26 protein-coding genes are annotated in these 22,990 nt (G+C 70.6%); 12 read left to right on the top strand and 14 right to left on the bottom strand.

Going from position 1 to position 22,990, the window contains the following annotated elements; genetic code table 11:
- Positions 1-169: 169 nt before the first annotated feature.
- The 3 genes from FIF60_RS16090 to FIF60_RS16080 form a co-directional block, all read right to left on the bottom strand.
- Positions 170-1,642, bottom strand: coding sequence for a histidine kinase famiy protein (locus FIF60_RS16090; protein WP_239451666.1), 1,473 nt, complete (start codon positions 1,640-1,642; stop codon positions 170-172).
- Between the two features lie 275 nt (positions 1,643-1,917).
- A complete protein-coding gene (locus FIF60_RS16085; RefSeq protein ID WP_239451665.1) occupies positions 1,918-2,538 on the bottom strand; it encodes a Maf family protein in 621 nt (206 codons plus the stop codon).
- A 48-nt stretch (positions 2,539-2,586) separates the two neighbouring features.
- Entirely contained in the window at positions 2,587-3,444 is an 858-nt protein-coding gene (locus tag FIF60_RS16080; protein ID WP_144187112.1) for a pyruvate, water dikinase regulatory protein, read from the bottom strand.
- Positions 3,445-3,797: 353 nt separating this feature from the next.
- Here FIF60_RS16080 and hemE point away from each other — a divergent pair, with 353 nt between their 5' ends.
- From hemE to FIF60_RS16055, 5 genes are read left to right on the top strand one after another with little or no spacing between them, the layout of a single operon-like run.
- The gene (gene hemE, locus FIF60_RS16075) at positions 3,798-4,856 is read left to right on the top strand and encodes a uroporphyrinogen decarboxylase (protein ID WP_239451664.1); all 1,059 of its coding nucleotides are present in this window, start codon (positions 3,798-3,800) and stop codon (positions 4,854-4,856) included.
- Positions 4,853-5,719, top strand: a complete 867-nt coding sequence (locus FIF60_RS16070; RefSeq protein WP_144187111.1) for a shikimate dehydrogenase — start codon at positions 4,853-4,855, stop codon at positions 5,717-5,719. Before hemE ends, FIF60_RS16070 begins: the two co-directional genes overlap by 4 nt.
- A gap of 5 nt (positions 5,720-5,724) precedes the next feature.
- Positions 5,725-6,318 carry a dephospho-CoA kinase gene (gene coaE / locus FIF60_RS16065; RefSeq protein ID WP_144187110.1) on the top strand — a complete coding sequence of 198 codons (594 nt, stop codon included), beginning with the start codon at positions 5,725-5,727 and terminating at the stop codon, positions 6,316-6,318.
- Positions 6,315-7,028, top strand: coding sequence for a DNA polymerase III subunit epsilon (dnaQ, locus tag FIF60_RS16060; RefSeq protein ID WP_144187109.1), 714 nt, complete (start codon positions 6,315-6,317; stop codon positions 7,026-7,028). Before coaE ends, dnaQ begins: the two co-directional genes overlap by 4 nt.
- A gap of 3 nt (positions 7,029-7,031) precedes the next feature.
- Positions 7,032-8,552, top strand: coding sequence for an MltF family protein (locus tag FIF60_RS16055; RefSeq protein ID WP_144187108.1), 1,521 nt, complete (start codon positions 7,032-7,034; stop codon positions 8,550-8,552).
- Positions 8,553-8,597: 45 nt separating this feature from the next.
- On the opposite strand, the gene FIF60_RS21685 is transcribed toward FIF60_RS16055, so the two are convergent.
- From FIF60_RS21685 to FIF60_RS16040, 4 genes are all read right to left on the bottom strand, one after another.
- Complete coding sequence (locus FIF60_RS21685) at positions 8,598-8,744, bottom strand: hypothetical protein (RefSeq protein WP_158639257.1); 147 nt, start codon at positions 8,742-8,744, stop codon at positions 8,598-8,600.
- A 36-nt stretch (positions 8,745-8,780) separates the two neighbouring features.
- Positions 8,781-9,683, bottom strand: a complete 903-nt coding sequence (locus FIF60_RS16050; RefSeq protein WP_144187107.1) for a hypothetical protein — start codon at positions 9,681-9,683, stop codon at positions 8,781-8,783.
- A gap of 148 nt (positions 9,684-9,831) precedes the next feature.
- Entirely contained in the window at positions 9,832-10,110 is a 279-nt protein-coding gene (locus FIF60_RS16045) for a hypothetical protein (protein ID WP_144187106.1), read from the bottom strand.
- A 145-nt stretch (positions 10,111-10,255) separates the two neighbouring features.
- Positions 10,256-10,777 (bottom strand): YciE/YciF ferroxidase family protein, encoded by a 522-nt coding sequence (locus FIF60_RS16040; RefSeq protein WP_144187105.1) that lies wholly within the window; start codon positions 10,775-10,777, stop codon positions 10,256-10,258.
- Between the two features lie 195 nt (positions 10,778-10,972).
- Here FIF60_RS16040 and FIF60_RS16035 point away from each other — a divergent pair, with 195 nt between their 5' ends.
- Both FIF60_RS16035 and secB read left to right on the top strand, forming a co-directional pair.
- Entirely contained in the window at positions 10,973-11,506 is a 534-nt protein-coding gene (locus FIF60_RS16035; protein ID WP_204251217.1) for a peptidoglycan-binding domain-containing protein, read from the top strand.
- A gap of 192 nt (positions 11,507-11,698) precedes the next feature.
- Positions 11,699-12,223: a protein-export chaperone SecB gene (gene secB, locus FIF60_RS16030; RefSeq protein WP_144187104.1), complete on the top strand. Its 525-nt coding sequence runs from the start codon at positions 11,699-11,701 to the stop codon at positions 12,221-12,223.
- Between the two features lie 75 nt (positions 12,224-12,298).
- Here the strand turns inward: secB and FIF60_RS16025 are convergent, their stop codons facing one another.
- Positions 12,299-12,988, bottom strand: a complete 690-nt coding sequence (locus FIF60_RS16025) for a FadR/GntR family transcriptional regulator (protein ID WP_239451663.1) — start codon at positions 12,986-12,988, stop codon at positions 12,299-12,301.
- A gap of 172 nt (positions 12,989-13,160) precedes the next feature.
- Between FIF60_RS16025 and FIF60_RS16020 the strand changes: the two genes are divergently transcribed.
- Genes FIF60_RS16020 through FIF60_RS16010 form a run of 3 tightly spaced genes read left to right on the top strand, consistent with a single transcriptional unit; the run spans position 13,161 to position 15,890 of the window.
- Positions 13,161-14,135, top strand: coding sequence for a Bug family tripartite tricarboxylate transporter substrate binding protein (locus tag FIF60_RS16020; RefSeq protein ID WP_144187103.1), 975 nt, complete (start codon positions 13,161-13,163; stop codon positions 14,133-14,135).
- Positions 14,136-14,166: 31 nt separating this feature from the next.
- Positions 14,167-14,907, top strand: a complete 741-nt coding sequence (locus FIF60_RS16015) for a fumarylacetoacetate hydrolase family protein (RefSeq protein ID WP_144187102.1) — start codon at positions 14,167-14,169, stop codon at positions 14,905-14,907.
- Positions 14,907-15,890 (top strand): TRAP transporter substrate-binding protein, encoded by a 984-nt coding sequence (locus tag FIF60_RS16010; RefSeq protein WP_144187101.1) that lies wholly within the window; start codon positions 14,907-14,909, stop codon positions 15,888-15,890. Before FIF60_RS16015 ends, FIF60_RS16010 begins: the two co-directional genes overlap by 1 nt.
- A 148-nt stretch (positions 15,891-16,038) precedes the next feature.
- On the opposite strand, the gene FIF60_RS16005 is transcribed toward FIF60_RS16010, so the two are convergent.
- A complete protein-coding gene (locus FIF60_RS16005) occupies positions 16,039-16,596 on the bottom strand; it encodes a histidine phosphatase family protein (protein WP_144187114.1) in 558 nt (185 codons plus the stop codon).
- Positions 16,597-16,715: 119 nt separating this feature from the next.
- Between FIF60_RS16005 and FIF60_RS16000 the strand changes: the two genes are divergently transcribed.
- Both FIF60_RS16000 and mltA read left to right on the top strand, forming a co-directional pair.
- Complete coding sequence (locus FIF60_RS16000; protein ID WP_144187100.1) at positions 16,716-17,390, top strand: Tim44/TimA family putative adaptor protein; 675 nt, start codon at positions 16,716-16,718, stop codon at positions 17,388-17,390.
- Positions 17,391-17,481: 91 nt separating this feature from the next.
- Entirely contained in the window at positions 17,482-18,729 is a 1,248-nt protein-coding gene (mltA, locus tag FIF60_RS15995) for a murein transglycosylase A (protein WP_144187099.1), read from the top strand.
- Here the strand turns inward: mltA and FIF60_RS15990 are convergent.
- From FIF60_RS15990 to FIF60_RS15970, 5 genes are all read right to left on the bottom strand, one after another.
- Positions 18,726-19,115 carry a helix-turn-helix transcriptional regulator gene (locus FIF60_RS15990; protein ID WP_144187098.1) on the bottom strand — a complete coding sequence of 130 codons (390 nt, stop codon included), beginning with the start codon at positions 19,113-19,115 and terminating at the stop codon, positions 18,726-18,728. The two genes, mltA and FIF60_RS15990, sit on opposite strands and share 4 nt — an antisense overlap.
- Positions 19,116-19,211: 96 nt before the next feature.
- Positions 19,212-19,781: a Smr/MutS family protein gene (locus tag FIF60_RS15985; RefSeq protein WP_239451662.1), complete on the bottom strand. Its 570-nt coding sequence runs from the start codon at positions 19,779-19,781 to the stop codon at positions 19,212-19,214.
- Positions 19,782-19,869: 88 nt separating this feature from the next.
- The gene (locus FIF60_RS15980; RefSeq protein ID WP_144187096.1) at positions 19,870-20,592 is read right to left on the bottom strand and encodes a LutC/YkgG family protein; all 723 of its coding nucleotides are present in this window, start codon (positions 20,590-20,592) and stop codon (positions 19,870-19,872) included.
- Positions 20,592-22,019 (bottom strand): LutB/LldF family L-lactate oxidation iron-sulfur protein, encoded by a 1,428-nt coding sequence (locus tag FIF60_RS15975; RefSeq protein WP_144187095.1) that lies wholly within the window; start codon positions 22,017-22,019, stop codon positions 20,592-20,594. The genes FIF60_RS15980 and FIF60_RS15975 overlap by 1 nt, the downstream gene beginning before the upstream one ends.
- Before the next feature lie 5 nt (positions 22,020-22,024).
- Positions 22,025-22,798, bottom strand: coding sequence for a (Fe-S)-binding protein (locus tag FIF60_RS15970; protein ID WP_144187094.1), 774 nt, complete (start codon positions 22,796-22,798; stop codon positions 22,025-22,027).
- Positions 22,799-22,990: the final 192 nt, after the last annotated feature.

The raw sequence follows: 22,990 nt of genomic DNA, 5'->3' as shown, positions 1-22,990 counted from the left end.
CGCGGCCTCTCCACCGAGGGGTGCCGCCCGGGCGAGGCGCGGGTGGCGCGCGAGAAGGCCGCGGTGATCGCCGCGGCGGCGTTCGGGCCCGAGGCCCTGGCGCAGGACCGGTAGGCATGCGGGCGTCGCGGCGCCTGCCGCGCCGCGCACCCATCCAGCGGACCGGTCTCTAGCCGTCGAGCGCGCCGCGCACGCGCGAGAGAAGCTCCGCGCGGCGATAGGGCTTGCCGAGAATCTCGAACTCGCCCGCCAGCGCGCCGTCACGCTCGATCACCTCGGCGGCGAAGCCCGTGGCGAGAAGCACGCGAAGCTTCGGGAAGCGCTTGCGGGCGGCGCGCGCAAGCATCACGCCGTTCATCGCGCCGGGCATGATCAGGTCGGAGAACAGCAGGTCGATCGTCGCCCCGCCCTCGAGCATGGCGAGCGCGGCGTCGCCATTGGGTGCCGCGATCACCCGGTAGCCGTGCTCGACGAGGATCGCGGTCGCGAGCGCGGCGATGTCTGGCTGATCCTCGACCACGAGAACCGTCTCCGAGCCCCGCAGGTCGCGGTCACGCGCCGGGGAAGCCGCGGGCGGGAGCACCTGGTCCTGCCCCGCGGCAGGAAAATGGAGCGCCACGGTCGTCCCGACCCCCTCCTGCGAGGCGATGTCGAGCCCGCCGTTGCACTGGCGCATGAACCCATATGCCATCGACAATCCGAGGCCCGTTCCGCGCCCCGCCTCCTTGGTTGTGAAGAACGGATCGAGCGCGCGTCGCAACACGGATTGCGACATGCCCAGTCCGGTATCGGCGATGCTGAGCACCGCATAGTCCCCCGCGAGGAGGTCAGGCGGGGCGGAAGCCAGGCCGGGCACAAGGGTCCGGTTCTCGGTTCCGATCGTGAGCGTGCCGCCATCGGGCATCGCGTCGCGCGCGTTCACGAGCAGGTTCAGGATTGCCATCTCCGCCTGCACGGGGTGGACCCGCACCTCCCAGAGGCCTGGCGCGAGGCGCGTCTCGACCGTGACGGCGGGGCCGAGCACCTTCGCCGCCATCGGCAGAAGCGTCTCCACCAGCGCGTTGAGGCTGACAGCGCGGCCCTCGAGGCGCTGCTTGCGCGCGAACCCCAGAAGCTGGCGGGTGAGCGTGGTTCCGCGCCCCGTCGCTGCCGCGATCGTCTCGAGCGCGCCGATGATCTCGCGGTCGCCATGCACCTCGAGCCGCTCCTTCAGCGTGTCGAGATAGCCGTCGATGACCTGCAGGAGGTTGTTGAAGTCATGGGCGATGGCGCCGGTGAAATGGCCGAGCGCCTCCATCTTCTGCGCGTGGCGCAGCGCCTCCTCCGCGTCGTGCCGGCGGGAGACGTCGAGCTGGCTCGAGAAGAAGTAGCGGAGCCTGCCGGTGCGGTCGACGAGCGGCGAGATGAAGAGCGCATTCCAGAAGGCCGTGCCGTCCTTGCGGTAGTTCAGGATCTCGGCAGAGACGACGCGGCGCTCGGACACGGCGGCGCGCAGGCGCGCGATGGCCTCGGGCGCCGTCTCAACGCCCTGGAGGAAGCGGCAGTTGCGGCCGAGAACCTCCGGCCGGGAATAGCCGGTGAGGTCGAGGAAGGCCTGATTCGCGAAGATGATCGGGTTGTCCTCGGCCCAGGGATCGGTCAAGCCATGGGCATGCGGGTCACGGAGACGGCCTCGAAGAACAGTTCCTCGTCGAACTCCACGAGGCCGATGCGGTCGGGGGCATCAGGGGAGGGAAGGTGATTCTCAGGGTCGGCCAAGGACACGGCAAAATCCCATAGCGAGAGGTTTCGACGCCGGGACCCCCGGAACCCTGCCGTCTGATCGTAGGTAGAAAGTCCTACGTATAGGTAACCAACGCAGGTCGCTGCGTCAAGCGCGATGCGCGCCATGGTTGTACTAAGGACGGGGTTCCGGACTCAGTCCCGCAGGGCGCCGTGCTGGCGGAGAAAGCCCAGAAGGGGCAGCAAAGGCAGGCCCAGTATGGCCGCATGCTCGCCTTCGATCGAGGAAAACAGTCTTACCCCCAGCCCTTCCGCCTGATAGGCGCCGACGGAACCGAGCACGGCCTCGCCGGCGGCCTCGAGGTAGGCGGCGATGGTCGCCTCGGCGAGCGGCCGCATGCCGAGACGCGGGGAGGCGACATGGCGCCACAGCACAACGCCCCCGCGCATGCAGAGCACGGCGGTGACGAGGCGGTGGGTCCGTCCTGCGAGCGCGGCGAGCTGGGCCGCCGCCGCCGCCCTGCTCTCGGGCTTGTCGAACCACTGCCCCTCGCAGACGAGGATCTGGTCCGCCCCGATCACAACGGCAGACGGCAGGCGGTCGCTGATGCGGCGCGCCTTGAGCTCGGCGAGAAGCAGCGCGGCGTCCTCGGGCGACAGCCCATCCACCTTCGCCGCCTCCTTTATGCTCGTCTCGTCGACGCCGGGTGCGGCCGTCTCGAACGCGACCCCGGCGGAGCGGAGCAAGCCCGCCCGCGTCGCGCTCGTGGAGGCGAGAACCAGGGGAATGTCGGGGTTCTGGAGAAGGCCCGTCACGGCGCGGGGAGTCCTGCTCCGCTCACAGCGCGGGGACTCTTGGTCCGCTCACGGCGCGGGGCCGGCCGGCTTCGCGGTACGTTGCCGCACGTGCCAGGCCTCCATGAGCTGGATCACCGTCGTCGCCGTCTCCTCGATCGAGCGGCGCGTGACATCCACCACCGGCCAGCCGCGCGCCGCGCAGAGACGGCGCGCGGCGAGCAGCTCGGCCTTCACGAGCTCGGGGTCGATATAGGCGGTCTCCGACGTCGCCACGCCTTCGCCGCCGATCACCTTCAGCCGATGGCGGCGGATCTCGATCAGCGCGTTGACCTCGATGGTCAGCCCCACCACGGGTACGGGCGGCGCGTCGAGGAGCCGCGGCGGCTCGATGCCCGGAACGAGCGGGATGTTGGCCGCCTTCACGCCGCGATTGGCGAGGTAGAAGCAGGTCGGCGTCTTCGAGCTCCGCGACACGCCGACGAGGATCACGTCCGCCTCCGTGATGCCTGCCTCGCCCTGCCCGTCGTCATGGGCGAGAACGAAATGCATCGCATCGATGCGGCGGAAATAGTCGGCATCCATCACGTATTGGCGGCCAGGTTTTCCTGCCACGCGCGCCCCGACATACTCGGTGAGCATGTCGAGCGCGGGGTCGAGCACGGACACCTGCGGCACGCCGAGGCGCGAGCAGAACGCCTCGAGCTCCCCGCGCAGCGAGCGGTCCGTCAACGTGAACAGGACCGGGCCGGGCTCCTGCTCGATGCCGGCGAGAACGCGGTCGAGCTGGAAGCGGCTGCGGATCAGCGGCCAGCGATGCTGCACGGCGAGCAGCCCCTCGAACTGCGAGAGGCACGCGCGGGCGAGCGAGTTCAGCGTCTCGCCGGTCGCATCGGAGACGAGGTGGAGATCGAGCCTGTCGCGCATCGCCGCCAAGGAAGCCCAACGGCGCGGCAGCGGCAAGGGGCTGTGGAAGGCTGTGGATATCGGGGGAAAACCCAGGCGCTGAGGCCGCTGTGCCGAAACCGGCCCCGGGCGGCGGCGTTACGGCCACCCTCGCCGGACCGGCGGATGATTTCCCCGCGTCCCACACCCGCTTGTGGACAATGCCGGCGGAGGCCATGGCGCCAGATGCTTGCCGCCCGTCCTTCGCGTGGAGAAGCCGGGGCAAAGCGCGGGGTGAACCGTGATCCCCTCGATCCACACCCCCTACAACCGCCTTCACCTTTTCTTTTGAATCTCTTCAAGGGAAAGTGGCGCGTGGACAAAGGCGGGGCAGGATGGACGGCACGACACGGATGACGGGTACACGAACGAAGCCGTTCCTCGATGCGCTGAACGGCGTGGCGGTCCGCCCCGCGCCGCTCTGGCTGATGCGCCAGGCCGGGCGGTACCTTCCAGAGTATCGCGCGCTGCGGGCGACGGCGCCGGATTTCCTCGGCTTCTGCCTGAACCCCGAGCTCGCCGCCGAGGCGACGCTGCAGCCCATACGCCGCTACCGCCCCGATGCGGCGATCCTTTTCGCCGACATCCTCGTGCTTCCCTACGCGCTCGGCCATGGCGTGCGCTTCGAGGCGGGCGAAGGCCCCGTGCTCGAGAAGCTCACCACCGCGGCGCAGGTCGCCAGCCTCGATCTCTCCCGCGCGGCCGAGGTGGCCGCGCCGGTGAACGAGACGGTCCGCCGCGTGCGCGCGGGCCTGCCCGAGGATGTCGCGCTGATCGGCTTCGCAGGCAGCCCCTTCACGGTCGCCGCCTACATGGTGGAGGGCCGCGGCTCGCGCGACTTCGCCGCAGCGAAGCGGCTCATGTACGGCGAGCCTGCCGTGTTCGATGCGCTGATGGATCGTCTCGTCGAGGCGACGATCGCCTATCTCTCCGCGCAGGCCGAGGCAGGCGCGGAGGCGCTCATGCTGTTCGACAGCTGGGCGGGCGTGCTCTCGCCGATGATGTTCGACCGGCACGTCATCGTGCCGACGGCGCGGATCGCCGCGGCCCTGAAGGCGAAGCACCCGGAGGTTCGGCTGATCGGCTTCCCACGCCAGGCAGGGGGTAGCCTGATCGCCTACGCGGAGGGGGCCGGCGTGCATGGCGTCGGGCTCGACACCGCCGTGCCTCCCGCCTGGGCGGCGATGGCGTTGCCGCATTCGGTGACGCTGCAGGGCAATCTCGACCCGCTTGCCGTCGTCGCGGGCGGCGAGGCGCTGCGCGAGGAGACCGAGGCGGTGCTCGAGGCGATGGGCAACCGGCCGTGGATCTTCAATCTCGGCCACGGCGTCGTGCCCGAGACGCCGCCGGAGCATGTCGCAGAGCTGGTCGCGCTCGTGCGCGGGCGGCGATGACGCCCGTCGAACCGCGCGTCCTTTCCGGAACCTCGAAGCTCGCCGGCATCATCGGCTGGCCGGTGAAGCAGTCGCGCTCGCCGCGGCTGCACGGGTTCTGGCTCGCCCGGCATGGCATCGACGGCGCCTATGTTCCGCTTCCCGTCGCGCCCGAGAATCTCGCCACCGCCGTCCGCGCGTTGCGCGATCTCGGCTTCCGCGGCGGCAACGTCACGATCCCGCACAAGGAGAGCGTGGTGTCGGTGTGCGACAGGCTCGAGCCGCCCGCCCGCCGGGCAGGCGCGGTCAACACGCTGGTCTTCGAGGACGACGGGACGATCGTCGGCACGAACACCGACGGTCTCGGCTTCGTCTCCGGCCTGGCACAGGCGGTTCCGGACTATGCGCCCGCGGACGGCCCCGCCGTGCTTCTCGGCGCGGGCGGCGGGGCGCGCGCCGTGGCCGCGGCGCTCCTCGATGCCGGCTGCCCGGAAGTGATCCTCTACAACCGCACGAAGGCGCGCGCCGAGGCGCTTGCCGCCGCCCTCGGCAAGGGGGCCACGGTCGGCGAGTGCGGCAGCAACGAGGGGCTTGCCCGCGCGGCGCTGGTCGTGAATACGACGAGCCTCGGCATGAGCGGCCAGCCGCCACTCGAGCTGCCGCTCGAGGCGTTGCCGCCGAGCGCCGTCGTCGCCGACATCGTCTATGTGCCGCGAACCACCCGCCTGCTCGCTGCGGCCGCCGCGCGCGGGCACCGCACCATGGGCGGCCTCGCGATGCTCCTGCACCAAGCCAAGCTCGGCTTCAGGAGCTGGTTCGGCGTCGAGCCGGTGGTGGACGAGGCGCTCGAACGCTTCGTCGCGGGTGACATTCCCGAACGCTGAGCGAGATGCGCGTGATCGGGCTGACGGGTGGCATCGGCATGGGGAAATCGACCGCCGCGAAGGTGTTCCGCCGCGCCGGAATCCCGGTGCATGACGCCGATGCCGCCGTCCACCGCCTGTATGCGCGCGGCGGCGAGGCCGTTCCCGCCATCGCGGCGCTCGTGCCCGAGGCGGTGAAGCACGGCGCGGTGGACCGCGCGGTTCTCGGGGCCGCCGTTCTCGGCAAGCCCGACCTTCTCGCACGGCTCGAGCGCGCGGTGCATCCTCTGGTGCGACGCGCGGAGCAGCGTTTCCTCGCCCGCTGCCGCCGTGCCGGGGCGCGCGCGGCCGTGCTCGACATCCCGCTTCTCTTCGAAACAGGGGGCGAGAGCCGCGTCGATGCCGTGGTCGTCGTTTCCGCGCCGGCTTCGGTGCAGCGTGCGCGGGTGCTTCGCAGGCAGGGCATGACGGAAGCGCGGCTTGCCGCGATCCTTGCCCGCCAGATGCCGGATGCGGAGAAGCGCCGCCGCGCCGACCTCGTGGTGCCGACCGGCCTCTCCCGACACCACGCGCAGGCCGTGCTTCGCCGCGCGCTGCCGTCGCTGATCGGGGAGCGGTGATGCGCGAGATCCTTCTCGACACCGAGACGACGGGGCTCGAGACCGCACTCGGCCACCGCATCATCGAGGTGTGCTGCATCGAGCTGCGCAACCACATGCCGACGGGGCGGCACTTCCACGCGTTCGTCGATCCCGGCCGCGACATCGACCCCGATGCGGAACGGGTGCACGGCATCAGCCGCGCGAGCCTGATCGGCAAGCCCGTCTTCGCCGACATCGCCGATGCGCTTCTCGCCTTCCTCGGCGACGACCCGATCGTCGCGCACAACGCCCCGTTCGATTTCGGCTTCCTCGATGCCGAGTTCGCGCGCCTCTCGCTTCCCCCGCTCAGCCGCGCGCGGATGGTGGACACGGTGGCGATCGCGCGGAAGAAGTATCCGGGCCTCCCCGCGAGCCTCGATGCGCTCTGCCGCCGCTTCGACATCGACCTGAGCCAGCGCACCACCCACAACGCGCTGCTCGATTGCCGTCTTCTCGCCCAGGTCTATGTCGAGCTTCTGGGCGGGCGGCAGCCCGGGCTCGGCCTGGTGGCGAGCCGCTCCTCCCGCGCCGCCGGCCTTGCCGCGCCTGTCGCGCGCACCCAGCGCCTCGTCGTGGTCACCGAGGCGGAGCTGGAGGCGCATGCCGCCTTCCTTGCCCGTTACGTGAAGGACCCGTTCTGGTCTAGCATCGACCATTCGAACGGGGAGCCGGCGGCGAACGCCGGGTAGATCATGCCATCCACACCGGTCCGTGTTGTCCGCCGCTGGGTTCTCGCCCTCGCCCTGCTTCTGCTCGCCTCGCCCGCCCTGGCCCAGACCGGCGCGGTCGAGGACAGCGACGAGCTTCCGCCCGCGACGGGCGAGGAGCTTCTTGCCATCGTCAACGAGCCCTGGACGGGCGACCTCGCCGGCATCCGCGAGCGCGGGCTTCTGCGCGTCATCACCACCTACAACCGGACCAACTTCTTCATCGAGAACGGCCAGGGGCGCGGCCTCGAGTACGAGGCGATGACCCGCTTCGGCGCCTGGTTCGCCGACCGGCGAACCCCTGATGCGGCTCGGGGCGGGCCGGCCCTTGCCATCAAGATCGTCTACGTTCCGGTGCCGAGGGAGGAGCTGATCCCCGCGCTTCTTGCCGGGCGGGGCGACGTGATCGCGGCAGGCATGACCGTCACGGAGGAACGTGCGCGCCGGGTCCTGTTCACCGAACCCTATATCCGCCGGGTGGACGAGGTGCTCGTGCGCCACAGGAATGCCCCGGCGCTCGAGACCATCGACGATCTCTCGGGCAAGACGCTGCTGCTGACACGCGGCACGAGCTATGTCCCGAATGCCCGCGCGCTGTCGGAGCGTCTGGTCGCTGCAGGCCGCGCGCCGATCCGCATCGTCGAGGCCCCGCCCTATCTCGAGACGGAGGATGTGCTCGAGCTCGTCAACGCCGACGCGGCCCACTACACGGTGGCGGACGACCACCTCGCCGAGGTGTGGGACGAGCTGCTGCCCGACCTCGTGGTGCAGCACGGCGTGCATCTCGTCTCGGGCGGGACGATCGCCTGGGCGGTGCACCCGGAAGCCAAGGCGCTGAAGGCCGCCCTCGATGCCTTCGGGCGCATCCTTCTCGCCGACCGGGCGACGGCGATGACGATCTATCGCCGCTATTTCGAGAACGTGAAGTTCATCCAGAACCCGTGGGACGAGACGGCGCGCGGCCGGGTGCGGCAGCTCGCACCGCATTTCCGCACTGCTTCCGAGCGGGTCGGCTTCGAGTGGCTGCTGATGGTGGCGCAGGGGTTCCAGGAGAGCCGCCTTGACCCGGCCGCGCGGAGCGCTGTCGGAGCCCGCGGGGTGATGCAGTTGATGCCGGCGACCGCGCGCGAGGTGGGCGTCCGCAACATCGACGACGCCGGGGACAACATCCATGGCGGCGTGCGCTACATGGAGCGGATTCGCAGCACCTATTTCGACGACGCCGCCATCCCCCCCGAGGTGCAGATCCAGTTCGCGCTCGCCGCCTACAATGCCGGACCGAACCGGATCAACCGGCTTCGGCAGGAGGCGGCGAAGGAGGGGCTCGACCCGAACCAGTGGTTCGGCCATGTCGAGCGCGTCGTGCAGCGGCGCGTCGGGTCCGAGCCTGTGCGCTACGTCGCAAACATCTTCGCCATCTACGCGACCTACGCGATGGCGGCCGACCTTCTGGCGGACAGGGCGGAAGAGTTGCGCGCCTTCCGCGAGGCGCTCGACGCGCAGTAGATCCGACCACGCCTTCCGGCGTGGTCGGATCGATGCTGCAGCCGGTCAGTGGCGGTGGTGGGTATCGCCGCCCGGGCGGGGGCGTGCGCCCGGCACACTCCGCCAGAGGCCGGTATTGCCGAGCAGCATGAAGGCGATGCCGCCGACCATGGTGAAGCCGAACAAGAGGGCAAGCATCTCTACGGTGGACATGGGGTTGCTCTCCTTTCCGTTGGGGGCTCTGCAGCTCTAGCGTCGGGCGCCGAGATAGGCGCCGCCCGTCGCCGCGGCGAGGCCGAGCAGCATCGTCGCGAAGGCCCAGAAGGCGAGGATGGCGGCCGAGGATGCCGCGGCATCGGCGGTGCGGCGCGCAGTTTCCTCCGCCTCGCGTGCGGCGGCCGTGAGCCGCTGCTCGGCCTGCTCGAGCCGCTGGCGTGCTTCGTCGGGCGTGATGCCAGCGGTCGCTGCGATCAGCTGTTCCATCCTGGCGCGGTCCTCGGCGTTCCACTCGCCATCGGTCACGCGGCGCGCTGCGAGATCGGCCATCTCCGCGGTGAGCTCTTCCCGCGACGCGGTGGCAGGATCGGCAGGTGCCGCGAGGCGGCGCTGGAGCGCATCGGCAATCCCCTGGCCGCCGCCCTGGGAAGCCACGGTCGCACCGCCGACAACCGCGGTCGTCGCCGCGCCGGCAGCCACGGTGGTCGCCGCGCCGGTCACGCCACGGATGGCTGCGACCGTGCCGCCGGAGAGGGCGGATCCGACGAGGAAGATCGCGATGAGGAAGCTCAGGGCCCAGACGCCGAGGCCGTGCAGAAGCGCGTCCTTCCGGCTCCAGGTGCCTGCGAGGCGCGCGGCGACGATGCCGCCGACGAGCAGGACGAACGCACCCGAGAGGGCCATCCATACTGCGGCGCCTACGGTGAAGGTCGCTGCATCCGGCGTGTCGCGCGAGACGGTATCGACGGTCGAGGCGCCGATGGCGGCGCCGAGGGTGTTGAGCATGGTACCGAGCACGATGGCCACGATCGCGCCGGCGAAGATGGCACCCCAGCTTACGGTCGGGGCGGCAGCAACCGCGACGACGCGTGTGTCTGGTCCATCGATCGCGGGAGCATATGGGTCATCGATGCGCGCGGAGGGAGAGGCGTTCATGGCACGGGTCCTTTGCACGCAGCCTCCGTGAGGAGGCGGATAGCAGAAGAACCGGTGGCAGGGGTGGAAGTTGCACGCGTGGCCCTAAGCGCCAGCGGCAGTTGATATCACCACAGGCGCGCGAGGCCGAAGTCCGCGCGGGTGCTGGTCAGGGTTCCGGAGGCGGGGGGAGCTTCGCGAGATAGAGCTCGACCCGCGCGAGCATCTGGTCGGCGAGGTCCCTGCCGGTTTCGTCGAGCCGGGCTTCGAGGCTCGAGCGCCGCTCCCGCATGTCCCTGACGATGTGCCTGAGCCTGGCTCCGCAGATCTGGTTCCTCTCGCACATCACCGGCAGGATCGCCTCGATGACGATCTCCATGGCGGCAAGTCGGGAGTTCAGGTCATGCGTGTCCAGCTCACGTGTTTGGCGGAGTTGTGCTTGGTCCATCACGGTCCTCCCGAACACATGCGCGAGAACCGTAGCATCCTCTCCCGGATGAGATGCACGCTGCGAAAAATCATCAACTCGTGAGCAGCGAGCGGCCGCGGCGGGAGGGTTCACCCGCCGCGGCCAAACCAAATCGACTTCAGAATCAACGGCGCATTGCGCTCCGCTGATCCTTGCCCTCGGCCAGCGCCGACGGCATCACTTCTGCTTGCGTGACCTCGGTAAGCTTGCCGTCGGCCGCCTTCTCCTCGGCGAGCGTGGTCTCGAGGAGCTTCGCCGCCTTCGAGGAGCCGAGCGCCTTGGCGAGCGCCGCCGAGGTGCCGTAGGCGGCGATCTCGTAGTGCTCGATCCTCTGCATGCCAGCGACGATCACGAGGTCGAGCACGGGGCCCTTCTTGTGATCGCCCATCTCCTCGACCGCTTCCTCGACGAGCCCGCGCATGGCGAGGCACACCTTGCGCCCTGGCTTCGCCTCGAGCGTGCCGAGCGCCTCCTCGACGCGCTCGATCTGGCCCATGGTTTCCTCGATATGCGCCTCGATCGCGTCCTTGAGCTTCGGCGAGGTCGCCTTGGTCACCGTCCGCTGCATGCAGCGGAGCGCCTGCTTCTCCGCGCTGTAGGCGTCCTTCAACTGCTCGACGAGCAGTTCCTGCAGTTCTGCCTGCATGATGGCCTTCCTCTTTTTCTGGGTTGCACTACCGACGTCAACGCGGCGCATCGGCAAAGTTGCGTCGGCCCTGCGAAGCGTGACGTGCGGCACGCGCATCCGCCGGCGGGCGCCGCTAGGCTCTCCCCGCCCGGCTCCGCGGAGCAGGCCTCGCATCTCTCCGCGGCGGCTGGGCTGCGAGAACGGGAGGGAAGCATGGCGACCAATCCCTGGACGAAGTTCAGCGCGAGCCCCTGGGCCCTGATGGTCGGCTCGGGCTCGCTCGGCGACGACATGGAGGTGTATCGCGGCCGTGCGGGCACCTCGAAGGAGGGCCGCACGGTGCGCGACTTCAATCGCCCGCACGCGGTGTGCCGGCTGAAGATCCTGATGGACCATCTCGTCCGCACGAGCCCGCGCCTCCTTCAACGCAACAGGCTCGGCCTCGAGCTGATCGACAACGGGCCCGACCACGAGATCTTCCTCAGGAGCTCGGGCGACAACATCGACATCACGCGCGACTTCTATTTCGGGTCGGCAACCGCCAACAAGGTCGGCACGTTCCAGCACACCAATGGCCTGGCGGTCGACGGGATCGTCGGCCGCGGCACGATGGAGAGGCTGTGGGAGCTCGGCCGCTCGAACAGGCGCATCCGCTACGGCGAATGGCAGATCCGGACGCTGATGTTCGAGGCGCTGTGGGACAAGTCGAAGTACGACCGGGCTGACCTCGCCATGTCGGGCGGGTAACGGGGCGCTCTGGCGGCCCTCGCGCGGGCTTTCGTCCTCGGCCGGGAAGGGGTTTGTGGATTGCCCCTCGCGCGGGTTTTGGTCCGTTGCCGGGAAGCAGGGTGGGTCGCGCCTCGCGCGGGCTTTCGCCCGCTGCCGGGGCGTGGTAGCGCCTCGCGCAACGCTTCAGGATCACGGCGAAGGACAGATCAGATGACCGATACGCGCGCCAACGGCTCCGGCCTGACAGACGGCCAGGGCGGCAGCGACGCCGCCGCTCCGCCCCCCGGCATGGCGATCAACATCCAGTACGTGAAGGACCTCTCCTTCGAGGTTCCCGGCGCGCCAGACATCTACGTGCAGGTGCGCCAGGCCCCCCAGGTCCAGGTGAACCTCGACGTGAACGCACGCCGGGTCGCAGACGGCGCCTTCGAGGTGGTGCTGTCGATCCGCGCCGAGGCGAAGGTCGAGGACAAGACCTGCTTCATCGTCGAACTCGACTACGCAGGCGTGTTCACGCTGACCTCGATCCCGCAGGACATGCTCGAGCCGGTGCTTCTGGTCGAGGCGCCGCGGCTCCTGTTCCCCTTCGCGCGCTCGATCGTCTCCGACGTGACGCGCGAGAGCGGCTTCCCCGCCGTGCTTCTTCAGCCGATCGACTTCCTCGCGCTGTGGCAGAGCCGCCGCGGCCAGGCCAACGCCGCCGACATCACCCCCCCGCCGGCCGCGAACGCATAAGGGCGCCCACGCCCGCTGCAATCTCGAACCTGCCCGGGCGCTCTCCACGGCGGGTCGCAACCGTCGGGCGGCTGCTCAGGCGCCCAGGCGCGCCAGCACCGTTGCGATATGCGCCCGCATCGCCTCCTCGGCAGCGGCGCCGTCGCGCGCGGTGATGGCGGCGACGAGCGCGCGGTGCTCGGCGAAGGAGTGGTGGTCGCGCGGCGGGGCCTCGGTGCCGGCGCGCGGGCGCGCCCAGGTCACTGCCCGGCGCACGGCGGCGGCCTGGTCGAACAGGTGCAGCAGAAGCGGGTTGCCCGCTGCCTCGGCAATGCCCCGGTGCAGCGCGGCGTCCTGGCTCTCGTAGTGCCGCCAGGTGGGTGCGGCCTCGCAGGCGGTGGCGATCGCGGCCAGCGCGTCGAGCTGCGACCTCCCGGCATTCAGCGCCGCGAGCCGGGCCAGCGGCGGCTCGAGCACTAGCCGCGCCTGCATCACCGCCACGGGGCCGACCCGGGCTGCCACCGCCGCCACATCGCCGATCGCGCCGATCGGCCGGGCGCCGAGGAACGTCCCCTTCCCCACATGCCGCCAGAGCTGACCCTCCGCCTCCAGGGCCGCGAGCGCCTTGCGCAGCCCCGCCCGGGAGGTGCCGAGCTTGTCGGCCAGCACGCGCTCGGGCGGCAGGCGGCCGTCGGGCGGCAGGGGCGCGGTGGCGAGATAGGCCTGGAGCAGGGTGAGGATGGTCGCGTTCCCGCCCGACGCCGTACCATTGGCCTGATTGGTCAACCAATCCGTCATTTCGAACATATAGCCCGTACCCGCAGATATCGGAAGTCCACTTGACCTCTCTCAGCTTGGCGCACTAGAACCAATCGGAAGATTGGTCGCGAAGAGCCGATCGCAGACAGGGAGCGTCGCGTTCGGGAACGGTCCCGCAACCGCGCTCGAGGAGAGGTCCATGGTGTCACGCCGTTCGCTCGTCCTTGGCGCGCTTGCCGCACCCCTTGCCGCGCGCGCGGAGGCGCAGGAGCAGTGGCCCGCCCGCCCCGTGGGCGTGATCCTGCCGCTCCAGGCCGGCTCGGCCTCCGATGCCGCGGCGCGCATCGTCCTCGAGGCGATGGAGGGCGAGCTCGGCCAGCGTTTCGTGGTCGAGAACGTGCTCGGCGCGGCCGGGCAGATCGGCGCCGAGCGTGCGGCCCGGGCGCGGCCGGACGGCTACACCCTCGCTGCGCTGAACAACTCCATCCTCACCATACTTCCGGTGATCCGCCAGGGCCGCGTCGGCTTCGACACCTTCGCCGACTTCATCCCCATCGCCGGCTTCGCGACCATCCCGACCTATCTCGGCGTGCACCCTTCCGTCCCGGCGACGAACGTGCAGGAGCTCATCGCCTGGGCGCGCAGCAGGGGCGGCGAGGTCAACTACGCCTCCGGCGGCGCGGGCTCGCCGCAGCACCTTGCCACCGAGATGTTCATGGCGATGGCCGGCGTGCGCATGACGCATGTTCCCTATCGCGGCGCCACCCAGGCGGCGGCCGACCTTGCCGCCGGCCACGTGCAGGTGATGTTCATCGCCCACACCCTCGCGCTCCCGTTCCTCGACGGCAACAAGGTGCGGCTCATCGCCTTCGCGGGCCCCCGCCGGTCGAAGGCCATGCCGGACATCCCGACGGTCGCCGAGCAGGGCGTTGCGGGGTATGACTACTCGTCCTGGATCGCGCTGTTCGCGCCGAAGGGTACGCCCGAGGCGGTGGTGTCGCGCGCTCGCGCCGCCGCGACCAAGGCGCTGGCGACCCCGGGCATCGAGGAGCGGCTCGCGAAGGCGGGCAACGAGATCTGGCCGCTCGACGCGGATGCGCTCGCGGCCACGATGCGGGCAGACCATGCCCGCTGGGTCGAGGTGGTCAGGACCGCCGACATCAAGGCGGACTGAGACGCGTTCGTAGATGAAAAGGAACGATACGATGCCGAACTACGTCATCCCCCCCGCGCCGCAAGCCGCGATCCCGGTCGCGCCGGCAGCGGGCGAGAGCCCGCGCGAGGCGCAACTCTTTCCCGTCCGCCGCATCTGGTGCGTCGGCCGCAACTACGCCGACCATGCGCGCGAGATGGGGCATGACCCGAACCGCGAGCCGCCCTTCTTCTTCGCCAAGCCCGCCGACACGCTGGTGCCGTCGGGCTCGACCATCGCCTATCCGCCGATGACGAAGGACCTGCACCACGAGATCGAGCTCGTCGTCGCGATCGGCAAGGGCGGGGCGAACATCGCCGAGGACAAGGCGCTCGAGCATGTGTGGGGATACGCCGTCGGCCTCGACATGACGCGGCGCGACCTGCAGGGCGAGGCGAAGAAGCTCCAGCGCCCCTGGGAGATGGGCAAGGGCTTCGACCAGTCCTGCCCGATGGGCGCACTCGTTCCGGCCGCGCGCATCGGCCATCCCGCGAAGGGCACGATCGGGCTGAAGGTGAACGGCCAGGTGCGCCAGCAGGGCGACCTCGCGCAGCAGATCTGGAACGTGCAGGAAACGATCGCCTACCTCTCGCGGCTCGTGGCACTCGCGCCGGGCGACATCATCATGACCGGCACGCCCGCGGGCGTCGCCGCCGTCGGCCCGGGCGACGTGCTCGAGGGCTGGGTGGACGGGATCGGCGAGGTGAAGGTCACCTACGCTCCCGCAGTCAGCGTGGCGAAGGCGGCAGAGTGATGCCAGCGGCGGGAGACGTTCCGGAGGCGATGCAGTCGTCTCCCGCCGCGCCCATCACGGGCCGCCAGTTTCACAACCAGCCAGAGGACAGCCACATCCACGGCTTCCTCGTGCGGCTGTGGGACGGCGTGCGCCGCGACACCGACGGCATGCTCGCCGTCACCGTCCATGCCCGCTGCGGCGACATCCCGGGGTCGGACACCGAGGCGCTGCGGATGGTCCAGGACGGGCGGCTCGAGTTCCACACGCTGATGGGCGGCATCCTCGGCAACGCCGTGAAGGCGACCGAGATGCAGGGCCTTCCCTTCGCTTTCCGCGACCACGCGCATGTCTTCGAGGCGATGGACGGTCCGTTCGGCCGCTACCTCGCCGAGGAATGCGCGCGCGCCGGCATCCTGATGCTTCCCGAGGCGACGTTCGAGAACGGGTTCCGCCATTTCGGCGCCTCGCTCGCGCCGATCCGCACCGCGGCAGACCTGCGCGGGCTGACCGTGCGCGTGCCGGATGGCGAGCTGTTCCGCGACTTCGTCCGCGCCCTCGGCGGCGAGCCGGTGACGGTGAACATCCGCGAGCTCCATTCCGCGCTCGCGTCCGGCCGCGCGAGCGTGCAGGAGAACGCGCTCGTCGTCATGCTGGTGAACCGCCTCTACGAGGTGAGCCGCTTCCTCTCGCTCACCGGGCACATGTGGTCGGGGTTCAACCTGATCGGGCACCTGCCGTTCTGGCAGAGCCTGCCGCCGACGATCCAGGCAGTGGTGCGCAGGCACGCGCGTGCCGCGGCGGAGGCCCAGCGTGCGCATACCGAGGCGATGGCCGAGCGCATGGTGTCGGAGCTGTCGGCGCGCGGGATGATCGTCAACACGGCGGACGCGGACACGTTCCGCGAGGCACTGGCGCGCGACGGGTTCTACGCCCGCTGGCGTGCGCGGTTCGGCGAGGAAGCGTGGGGCGCGCTGGAAGCAGCCGTCGGCCCGCTCGGGTAGGTTTGCCCCTCAGGTTCCGGGCGCCGGCTCCGCAGGCTTGGGGTGATTCTTGCCCTCAGGCGCCGGGCGCCTGCTCCGCAGGCTTGGGGTGATTCTTGCCCTCAGGCGCCGGGCGCCTGCTCCGCAGGCTTGGCTGGCCGCACGAGCCTCACATCTTCAGCCAGGGCACCGCCTCGGGGCCTGGCGCGGTCGGGTCGCAGCGGCGCCATTCGCAGTTCTGCACGCGCTCGCCGGTCATGCAGAGGATGAACCCCCAGTGCGTGACGACCAGCGTGTCCGACCAGTCGGGCAGCGCCGCCATCTCTGCGCGGAACGCTGCGGCGCGCGCCTCCGTCTCTGCCTCGCTCTCCTCGAGCGTCGGCCACCACTGCTCGTCGATGTGCGAGAAATCGAGGTCGGGCCACGCGCGGGCGAGGGCGGAGGTCGGCGTGCCGATGTCGCAATGGAAGGCGCAGCGCTCGCGCACGATCGGGTTGACGACGACCGGAAGCGAAAGCCGTCCGGCGACGATCGCCGCCGTCTGCAACGCGCGGGTGAAGGGCGAGCAGATGATCCGCGCGATGCGTTCGCCAGCGAGCGCCTCCGCAGCAGCCTCCGCCTGCTCGCGCCCGAGCGGGGTTAGCTTCGGATCGGCGATGCCGGGATCGACGCGGGTGACGGAGAAGGCGGCGTTGAATTCGGACTGGCCGTGGCGGAGGAGGATCATGCAGCCCGAGGTAGCGAAGCCCTGGAAACCCGGCAAGGGGGCGCGTGGCAGGGTCACGCCGGCGAAAGCCGCCTCCGGTTCCGCTTGTGCGGGTCCCGCCCCTCCCCTATCTCTTGCATATGGCAGGCGGCTTCCCCGTTGATCTGATCCTGTTCGCGATGGTCGCGGCATTCCTGGTGCTGCGCCTGCGCGGCATCCTCGGCCGTCGCACGGGCTATGAGCGCCCGCCCGCGCCGCTCGACCAGGGCACGGGCGAGGCCCAGCGAACGATCGACACCACGGCGGAGGACGCGGCCGACCAGCGCGCCCTGCCCGGCCCCGCCCGCGCGCTTCCCGCGCCGGCGAGCCCGGCCGGCCAGGCGCTCGCCCGCATCCGGCAGGTCGACCCCTCCTTCGACGCCGCCGCCTTCCTCGATGGCGCGGAGGGTGCCTTCCGCATGATCGTCACCTCCTTCGCGGCGGGTGACCGGGATACGCTGAAGGGCCTGCTGAGCCCCGAGGTCTACGCCGATTTCGAGGCCGCCATCACCGCCCGCGAGCAGGCGGGCGAGAGCCAGCGCACCGAGGTTGCGTCGTTCCGAGAAAGCACGATCGTCGAAGCGGACCTGCGCGGCACCTTCGCGACGATCGGCGTCCGCTTCGTGACCGACCAGATCAACATCACCACCGGCCAGGGCGGCATCCTCGTCGCCGGCTCCGAGGCGGTGGTGGAGACGATCGACATCTGGTCCTTCGCACGCGACCTCAACGCGGCCGATCCGACCTGGCTGCTCGTCGGAACGCGCTCGGAATAGGAATGCCGGGCTTCGAGGACCAGAGGGCGTGACGGGCGCAAGCCCGGTCCTCGCGGGGGCGACATCACGAGAACATTCAGGGGGGCAACCGATGCGGCCAGAACGGCGGCGCACCATCGCGCGCGGGGCAATGGGCCCTGCCGCACGTCTCGGAGCGCTGCTTGGCGCGATCCTGGTTGCAGGCTGCGTCGCCGTTCCCGTGCCGCAGCCGGCCGCCCCGCCTGATCGCCTGTCGATTGCCCCGTCGTCCTTCCAGGTGCTGCCCGGTTGGGGCGAGGAGCGGCACGCAGAGATCATCCCCGCCTTCGCCGAGACGTGCCGCCGTCTTGCCGCCATGCCGCCTGACCGGCCGCTCGGCGGCGCCGATGTCGCCGCTCCGCGCGCCGGGCGGGTGTCCGACTGGATGCCGCTCTGCAACGAGGCAGCCGGGCTTCCGCCTGGCGACAATGCCGCGGCACGCCGCTTCTTCGAGACGCGCTTCCGCCCCTGGCTCGCGACCAATGTCGGCCCCGCCCAGTCCGAGCCCTTCGGCCTCTTCACCGGCTACTACGAGCCGGAGGTGTCGGGCAGCCGCAGGCGCCGCGCCGGCGCTGTGCCGCTGCATGCGCGCCCGAACGACCTGATCCAGGTCGAGCTCGGCGAGTTCCTCGAGGAGCTGCGCGGCCGGCGGACCGCGGGCCGCGTCGAGCAGGGGCGCCTCGTTCCCTACGCCTCGCGGGCGGAGATCGTGCGCGGCGCGCTCGATGGCCGCAGGCTCGAGATGATGTGGGTCGACGACCCCGTGGATGCCTTCTTCCTGCAGGTGCAGGGCAGCGGCCGCGTGCGCCTCGCCGAGGGGGGCGTCGCGCGCGTCGGCTATGCCGCGCAGAACGGCCACGCCTACGTGCCGATCGGCCGCATCCTGGTCGAGCGTGGGGTGATGACGCAGGAGCAGGTGTCGATGCAGTCGATCCGCGCCTGGCTTGCGGCGAACCCCGCCGAGGCCCAGGCGCTGATGGACCAGAACCCCTCCTACGTGTTCTTCCGCGAGATCCGCGGCCTGAACCCGGACGAAGGCCCGCCCGGCGCATTCGGCGTGCCGCTGACGCCGGAGCGGTCGATCGCGGTTGATCGCAGCTTCATTCCGCTCGGCATCCCCGTGTTCGTCGACATCACCCACCCGCTGACGAACGCGCCCTATCGACGCGTGCTGATGGCGCAGGACATCGGCGGCGCCATCCGCGGCCCGGTGCGGGGCGACGTGTTCTGGGGCTGGGGCGACCAGGCGGGCGAGCCGGCGGGGCGGATGCGCTCGCGCGGCGCGTGGTGGCTGCTCCTGCCGGCGTCGCTGTCGAACTAGCTTTTCGCGCGCACCCGCACCCGCCGCCGCGGCGTGGCAGCGTTCAGCGCCTCGAGCATCGTGCGCACCGTCTCGTCCGGCAGGCGGGCGATGTCGCGCGCGAGGCGGTTGGCGAGTTCCGTCCGCGCCGCGTCGAGCCCCGCGGTGTCGACGACGATGCGGGGGTGCGAGATCCGCGCGAGCCGCGAAAGCTCCTCGGCATCGTCCCAGATGAGGCCGAACAGGTCGCAGATCTGGTGGATCAGCCCGGCCGTCGGCCTGCCACGGCGGCCGTGCTCGAGCGCGGAGAGATAGGCGGCGGAGACCTGCAGCGCGTCTGCCATCGCGGCCTGGGTCATGCCGCGCGAGGCGCGGAGCGCGCGGAGGCGCTGGCCGAAGGGGGTCATGGACGGGTGGGGGACCACAGCGCGGCCCCCCACACCCCCCGGCATGAGGGTCGCCCTCCTGCTGGTCGGGCGACGGCCCGCGGGCGTTCCCGGCCTCTACTTCTTGCGCCTGAGCAGCACATGCACCGCCCCCGTGTTCGCGCTGTGCGGATGCGCGAGCGCGAGGATCATGCCACGCAGCCCTGGCGCGTTGAGCCAGTGCGGCAGCTCCCGCCGCAGGACCCCGCCCGTCTCGCCCGAGCCCTTGCCCGTGACGATCGCGACGCAGCGCCGCCCCTCGGCCCAGCTCGCGGCGATGAAGCCCGTCACTGCCCGGTGCGCCTCCTCCGCCCGCCGCCCGTGCAGGTCGAGCGTGCGCTCCGGCACCAGCCGGCCGCGACGCAGCTGATCCCATCGCTTTCGGTCGAGCCCGCCAGGCGCGATGCCGACAGCGAGCTCCGCCATCGGCGCGGCACGCGGTGGCGAAGCGGCCGGTGCCGGAACGCTCGCCGGAGACGCGGCAGGCTCGGGCTCCGGCATGCGCGGCTCGGGCAACGCTTCGGGGCGCAGCGGCACGATGCCGCTCGCGGCGACGAAGCCCCGCCAGAGCGAGGCCTCGTCCTCCGTCAGCGTGCGTCGGCGCCTCGCGGGAGGAACGCGCCCGCGCGGCGGGCGCGCGGCCTTCACGCCGCCTCGTCCTTCAGAAGGATCACATGAACCCTGCGCGGGCCGTGCCGCGGAGCGGCAAGAGGCATGATGACGGCCTGCGCGGGGTTCATGGCTGTTCATCCTTGAGCAGGATGACATGAACCCTGCGCGGGCCGTGCGCGCCGAGCTCGATCGTCTGCTCGATGTCCGCCGTGCGGCTCGGGCCGGTCACCAGCATGACGTTGCGCGGCATGAAGCGCGTGCCGGTCGGCCCGTCCCACACGCTCCCCTGCTCGCGGCGCAGCAGGTCCCACACCTCCTCGTACGCGCCGACGATCCGGCTCTGGCGCAGGACGACGATCTGCGTCTCCGGCATGATGTTGAGCGTCGTCGGATGATGCGGCCCGGAGGGGAAGAACATCGTTCCCGTCTCGGCGACGGCGGCGAAGCAGGGCGTGACGGAGACCGTGTCCTGCGCCTCGGCCCGGCCGACGGCGACGGAGAGAAGCGGGCGCTCCCCCCAGGGCAGCGCGGCGATGGACGGGTCGGGCGCGATACGAACCACGGGCGGAATGTTCTGCGAAGCGAGATAGTCTGCCACGAGGCCGGGGATCTCCGCCTCCGAGGCGGCCTCGGCGACCGTCCCGTGCTCCTTGACGATGTTCGCCTTCCAGAGTGCCAGCTGCTCTGCGCGGGGAATGCGCGAGCGGGCGGGAATGAGGTTTCGCGGGTGCGATTTCAGCCGCTCCGTCAGCCCCGAGGCGACGCTCTCCGGCAGAGGCCCGCGCTTCAGGCCCCGCCGGATGCGGCCGAGCATGCGGCTCCGCGCATCGGTCTCGGCGCCTGCCATCAGACGAGCCCCTGCTTCTTCAGCCGCGCGTATCGGGCCTGGAAGGTTTCGCCTTCGGGGGTGGGCATGTCGCGCCCGTCCGTCCAGCCTCCCGCAAGCGGCAGGGCGCCGAGCCGCCCGCGCTTGCGCCCCGCAATCCCGAGCACGCCTGCGCCGAGCCGCGCTGCGAGCCTGTAGGCCCAGGGGCGCTTGGCGAACCAGGCCCACGCGCCGAGGCCGAAGCGCGCCGCGGATGGAGAGAGGTGCCGCTCGAACTCCCGCTCGCGCCAGTGGCGCATCATCTTCGGAAGCGGGATCTTCATCGGGCACACGCTCTCGCAGCGCCCGCAGAAGGTGGATGCGTTCGGCAGGTGACCGGCCTTGTCCACCCCGATCAGAGACGGCGTGAGAACCGAGCCCATCGGCCCTGGATACACCCAGCCATAGGCGTGCCCGCCCACCGCGCCGTACACGGGGCAGTGGTTCATGCACGCAGCGCAGCGGATGCAGCGGAGCATCTCCTGGAATTCTGTTCCGATCATGCTCGTACGCCCGTTGTCGAGCAGGATCACGTGGTACTCGCCCGGCCCGTCGAGGTCGCCGGCGCGGCGCGGGCCGGTGGAGAAGGTCGTGTAGGTCGAGAAGTCCTGGCCGGTGGCGGAGCGGGCGAGCAGCCGCAGGATCGTGCAGGCATCCTCGAGCGTCGGCACCACCTTCTCGACCGAGGCGAGCACGATGTGCACCTTCGGCAGCGTCTGCGTCAGGTCTCCGTTGCCCTCGTTCGTGACGATGACGGAACTGCCCGTCTCGGCGATCAGCATGTTCGCGCCGGTGATGCCGACATCCGCCGCGAGGAAGCGCGAGCGGAGCACCGACCGCGCCTCGTCGATCAGCGTCTTGCGCTCGGCGAAGGCGCGGTCTGCCGGCAGCGCGGTGTGCTTCTCGCGGAACGCCTCGATCCAGTCCTCGCGGTTGAGGTGGATGGCCGGTGCGATGATGTGGCTCGGCGGCTCCTTGCGGAGCTGGATGATGTACTCGCCGAGATCGGTCTCGATCGGCGCGATCCCCGCTGTCTCGAGATGCTCGTTGATGCCGAGCTCCTCGCCGATCATCGACTTGCCCTTGGTGACCGTGCGCGCGCCCACGGCGCGGCAGATCTCGACGACGGCGCGTCGCGCATCGTCGGCCGTCTCGCACCAGTGCACCGTGCCGCCATTCGCCTCGACCGCCTTCGCGTAGGTGTCGAGGTAGAAGTCGAGATGCGCGAGGACGTGGTTCTTGAGGTCGCGCCCCTCTTCGCGCAGTGCCTCGAACTCCGGCAGCGCGGCGACGGCGCGGGCGCGCTTCTCGACGAATCCCGTGCGCGCATTCGACAGCGCGCGCTGCAGGTTCGCGTCTGCCAGCGCATGCCGGGCATTCTGCTTGAAGGCCGGCGAGGTGATGTGCATCGGGCTCAGCCCCCTTTCCCGGCGCCGATCGGCGGAACCTGGTCGGTCACGCCCGCGAGCACTTCCGCCACGTGCCGCACCCGCACCTCATGGCCGAGGCGGGAGAGCCGGCCGGACATGTTCAGGAGGCAGCCGAGGTCGCCGGCGAGAAGCGTATCGGCGCCGCTCCTGCGGATGTTCTCCACCTTGTCCGACACCATGCGCACGGAAATGTCGGGGTACTTCACGCAGAAGGTGCCGCCGAAGCCGCAGCACACCTCCGCATCCTCCATCTCGGCGAGCGTGAGCCCCGCGACCGTCGCGAGCAGGGCGCGTGGCTGCGCCTTCACGCCGAGCTCGCGCAGGCCCGAGCAGCTGTCGTGATAGGTCACGGTGCCCTGGTAGCTCGCTTCCACGCCGGCCATGCCCATCACGTCCACGAGGAAGCTGACGAGCTCGAAGGTCTTCGCACCCACCCGCTCGGCCCGGGCCTTCCACTCGGGGTCGGAGGCGAGCAGCACGGCATACTGGTCGTGGATCATTCCCCCGCAGGAGCCTGAGGGAACAGCGACGTAGTCGTACGGCTCGAGAAGCGCGATGACCGAGCGCGCGATGTCGGCCGCGTCCGCCTTGTCGCCGCTGTTGTAGGCGGGCTGGCCGCAGCAGGTCTGGTTCGGCGGAACCTCGACCGTGCAGCCGGCCTGCTTCAGCAGCTTGATCGCGGCGAACCCCACCGTCGGCCGGTAGAGATCGACGAGGCAGGTCACGAACAGCGCAACGCGCGGCTTTGTCTCGGGCATGGCGGGCAATGTAGCGGCGGCCCCATCTTTTTGAACCAGGGCTTTTTGGAGCCCGGCGCGACGCCCGCCGCGCCGCCCACCGCCGGGTCACGGAGCCGCGAGCCCTCCAGGCGGGACCTTGCGGACAAATGTCTTAGAATGCTAGGAATATTCTCACACACGGACGGTTCCGCCTGGCCGTGCGCCTGGCGC

This window comes from Elioraea rosea, assembly GCF_007644105.1.
In the GTDB taxonomy this organism is placed as follows: domain Bacteria; phylum Pseudomonadota; class Alphaproteobacteria; order Acetobacterales; family Acetobacteraceae; genus Elioraea_A; species Elioraea_A rosea.
This window is presented reverse-complemented; position numbering and strand designations above follow the sequence as displayed.

What these genes read in the sequence shown, in the direction of transcription:
- FIF60_RS15990 (WP_144187098.1), bottom strand. Translation starts at nt 19,115, where the DNA reads ATGACCCCCTTCGGCCAGCGCCTCCGCGCGCTCCGCGCCTCGCGCGGC.
- FIF60_RS15975 (WP_144187095.1), bottom strand. Translation starts at nt 22,019, where the DNA reads ATGCACATCACCTCGCCGGCCTTCAAGCAGAATGCCCGGCATGCGCTG.
- FIF60_RS16070 (WP_144187111.1), top strand. Translation starts at nt 4,853, where the DNA reads ATGACGCCCGTCGAACCGCGCGTCCTTTCCGGAACCTCGAAGCTCGCC.
- FIF60_RS16015 (WP_144187102.1), top strand. Translation starts at nt 14,167, where the DNA reads ATGCCGAACTACGTCATCCCCCCCGCGCCGCAAGCCGCGATCCCGGTC.
- FIF60_RS21685 (WP_158639257.1), bottom strand. Translation starts at nt 8,744, where the DNA reads ATGTCCACCGTAGAGATGCTTGCCCTCTTGTTCGGCTTCACCATGGTC.
- hemE (WP_239451664.1), top strand. Translation starts at nt 3,798, where the DNA reads ATGGACGGCACGACACGGATGACGGGTACACGAACGAAGCCGTTCCTC.
- FIF60_RS16035 (WP_204251217.1), top strand. Translation starts at nt 10,973, where the DNA reads ATGGCGACCAATCCCTGGACGAAGTTCAGCGCGAGCCCCTGGGCCCTG.
- FIF60_RS16000 (WP_144187100.1), top strand. Translation starts at nt 16,716, where the DNA reads ATGGCAGGCGGCTTCCCCGTTGATCTGATCCTGTTCGCGATGGTCGCG.
- FIF60_RS16080 (WP_144187112.1), bottom strand. Translation starts at nt 3,444, where the DNA reads ATGCGCGACAGGCTCGATCTCCACCTCGTCTCCGATGCGACCGGCGAG.
- FIF60_RS16020 (WP_144187103.1), top strand. Translation starts at nt 13,161, where the DNA reads ATGGTGTCACGCCGTTCGCTCGTCCTTGGCGCGCTTGCCGCACCCCTT.
- coaE (WP_144187110.1), top strand. Translation starts at nt 5,725, where the DNA reads ATGCGCGTGATCGGGCTGACGGGTGGCATCGGCATGGGGAAATCGACC.
- FIF60_RS16050 (WP_144187107.1), bottom strand. Translation starts at nt 9,683, where the DNA reads ATGAACGCCTCTCCCTCCGCGCGCATCGATGACCCATATGCTCCCGCG.
- mltA (WP_144187099.1), top strand. Translation starts at nt 17,482, where the DNA reads ATGCGGCCAGAACGGCGGCGCACCATCGCGCGCGGGGCAATGGGCCCT.
- FIF60_RS16010 (WP_144187101.1), top strand. Translation starts at nt 14,907, where the DNA reads ATGCCAGCGGCGGGAGACGTTCCGGAGGCGATGCAGTCGTCTCCCGCC.
- FIF60_RS16005 (WP_144187114.1), bottom strand. Translation starts at nt 16,596, where the DNA reads ATGATCCTCCTCCGCCACGGCCAGTCCGAATTCAACGCCGCCTTCTCC.
- secB (WP_144187104.1), top strand. Translation starts at nt 11,699, where the DNA reads ATGACCGATACGCGCGCCAACGGCTCCGGCCTGACAGACGGCCAGGGC.
- FIF60_RS16040 (WP_144187105.1), bottom strand. Translation starts at nt 10,777, where the DNA reads ATGCAGGCAGAACTGCAGGAACTGCTCGTCGAGCAGTTGAAGGACGCC.
- FIF60_RS16045 (WP_144187106.1), bottom strand. Translation starts at nt 10,110, where the DNA reads ATGGACCAAGCACAACTCCGCCAAACACGTGAGCTGGACACGCATGAC.
- FIF60_RS16055 (WP_144187108.1), top strand. Translation starts at nt 7,032, where the DNA reads ATGCCATCCACACCGGTCCGTGTTGTCCGCCGCTGGGTTCTCGCCCTC.
- FIF60_RS15980 (WP_144187096.1), bottom strand. Translation starts at nt 20,592, where the DNA reads ATGGCAGGCGCCGAGACCGATGCGCGGAGCCGCATGCTCGGCCGCATC.
- FIF60_RS15970 (WP_144187094.1), bottom strand. Translation starts at nt 22,798, where the DNA reads ATGCCCGAGACAAAGCCGCGCGTTGCGCTGTTCGTGACCTGCCTCGTC.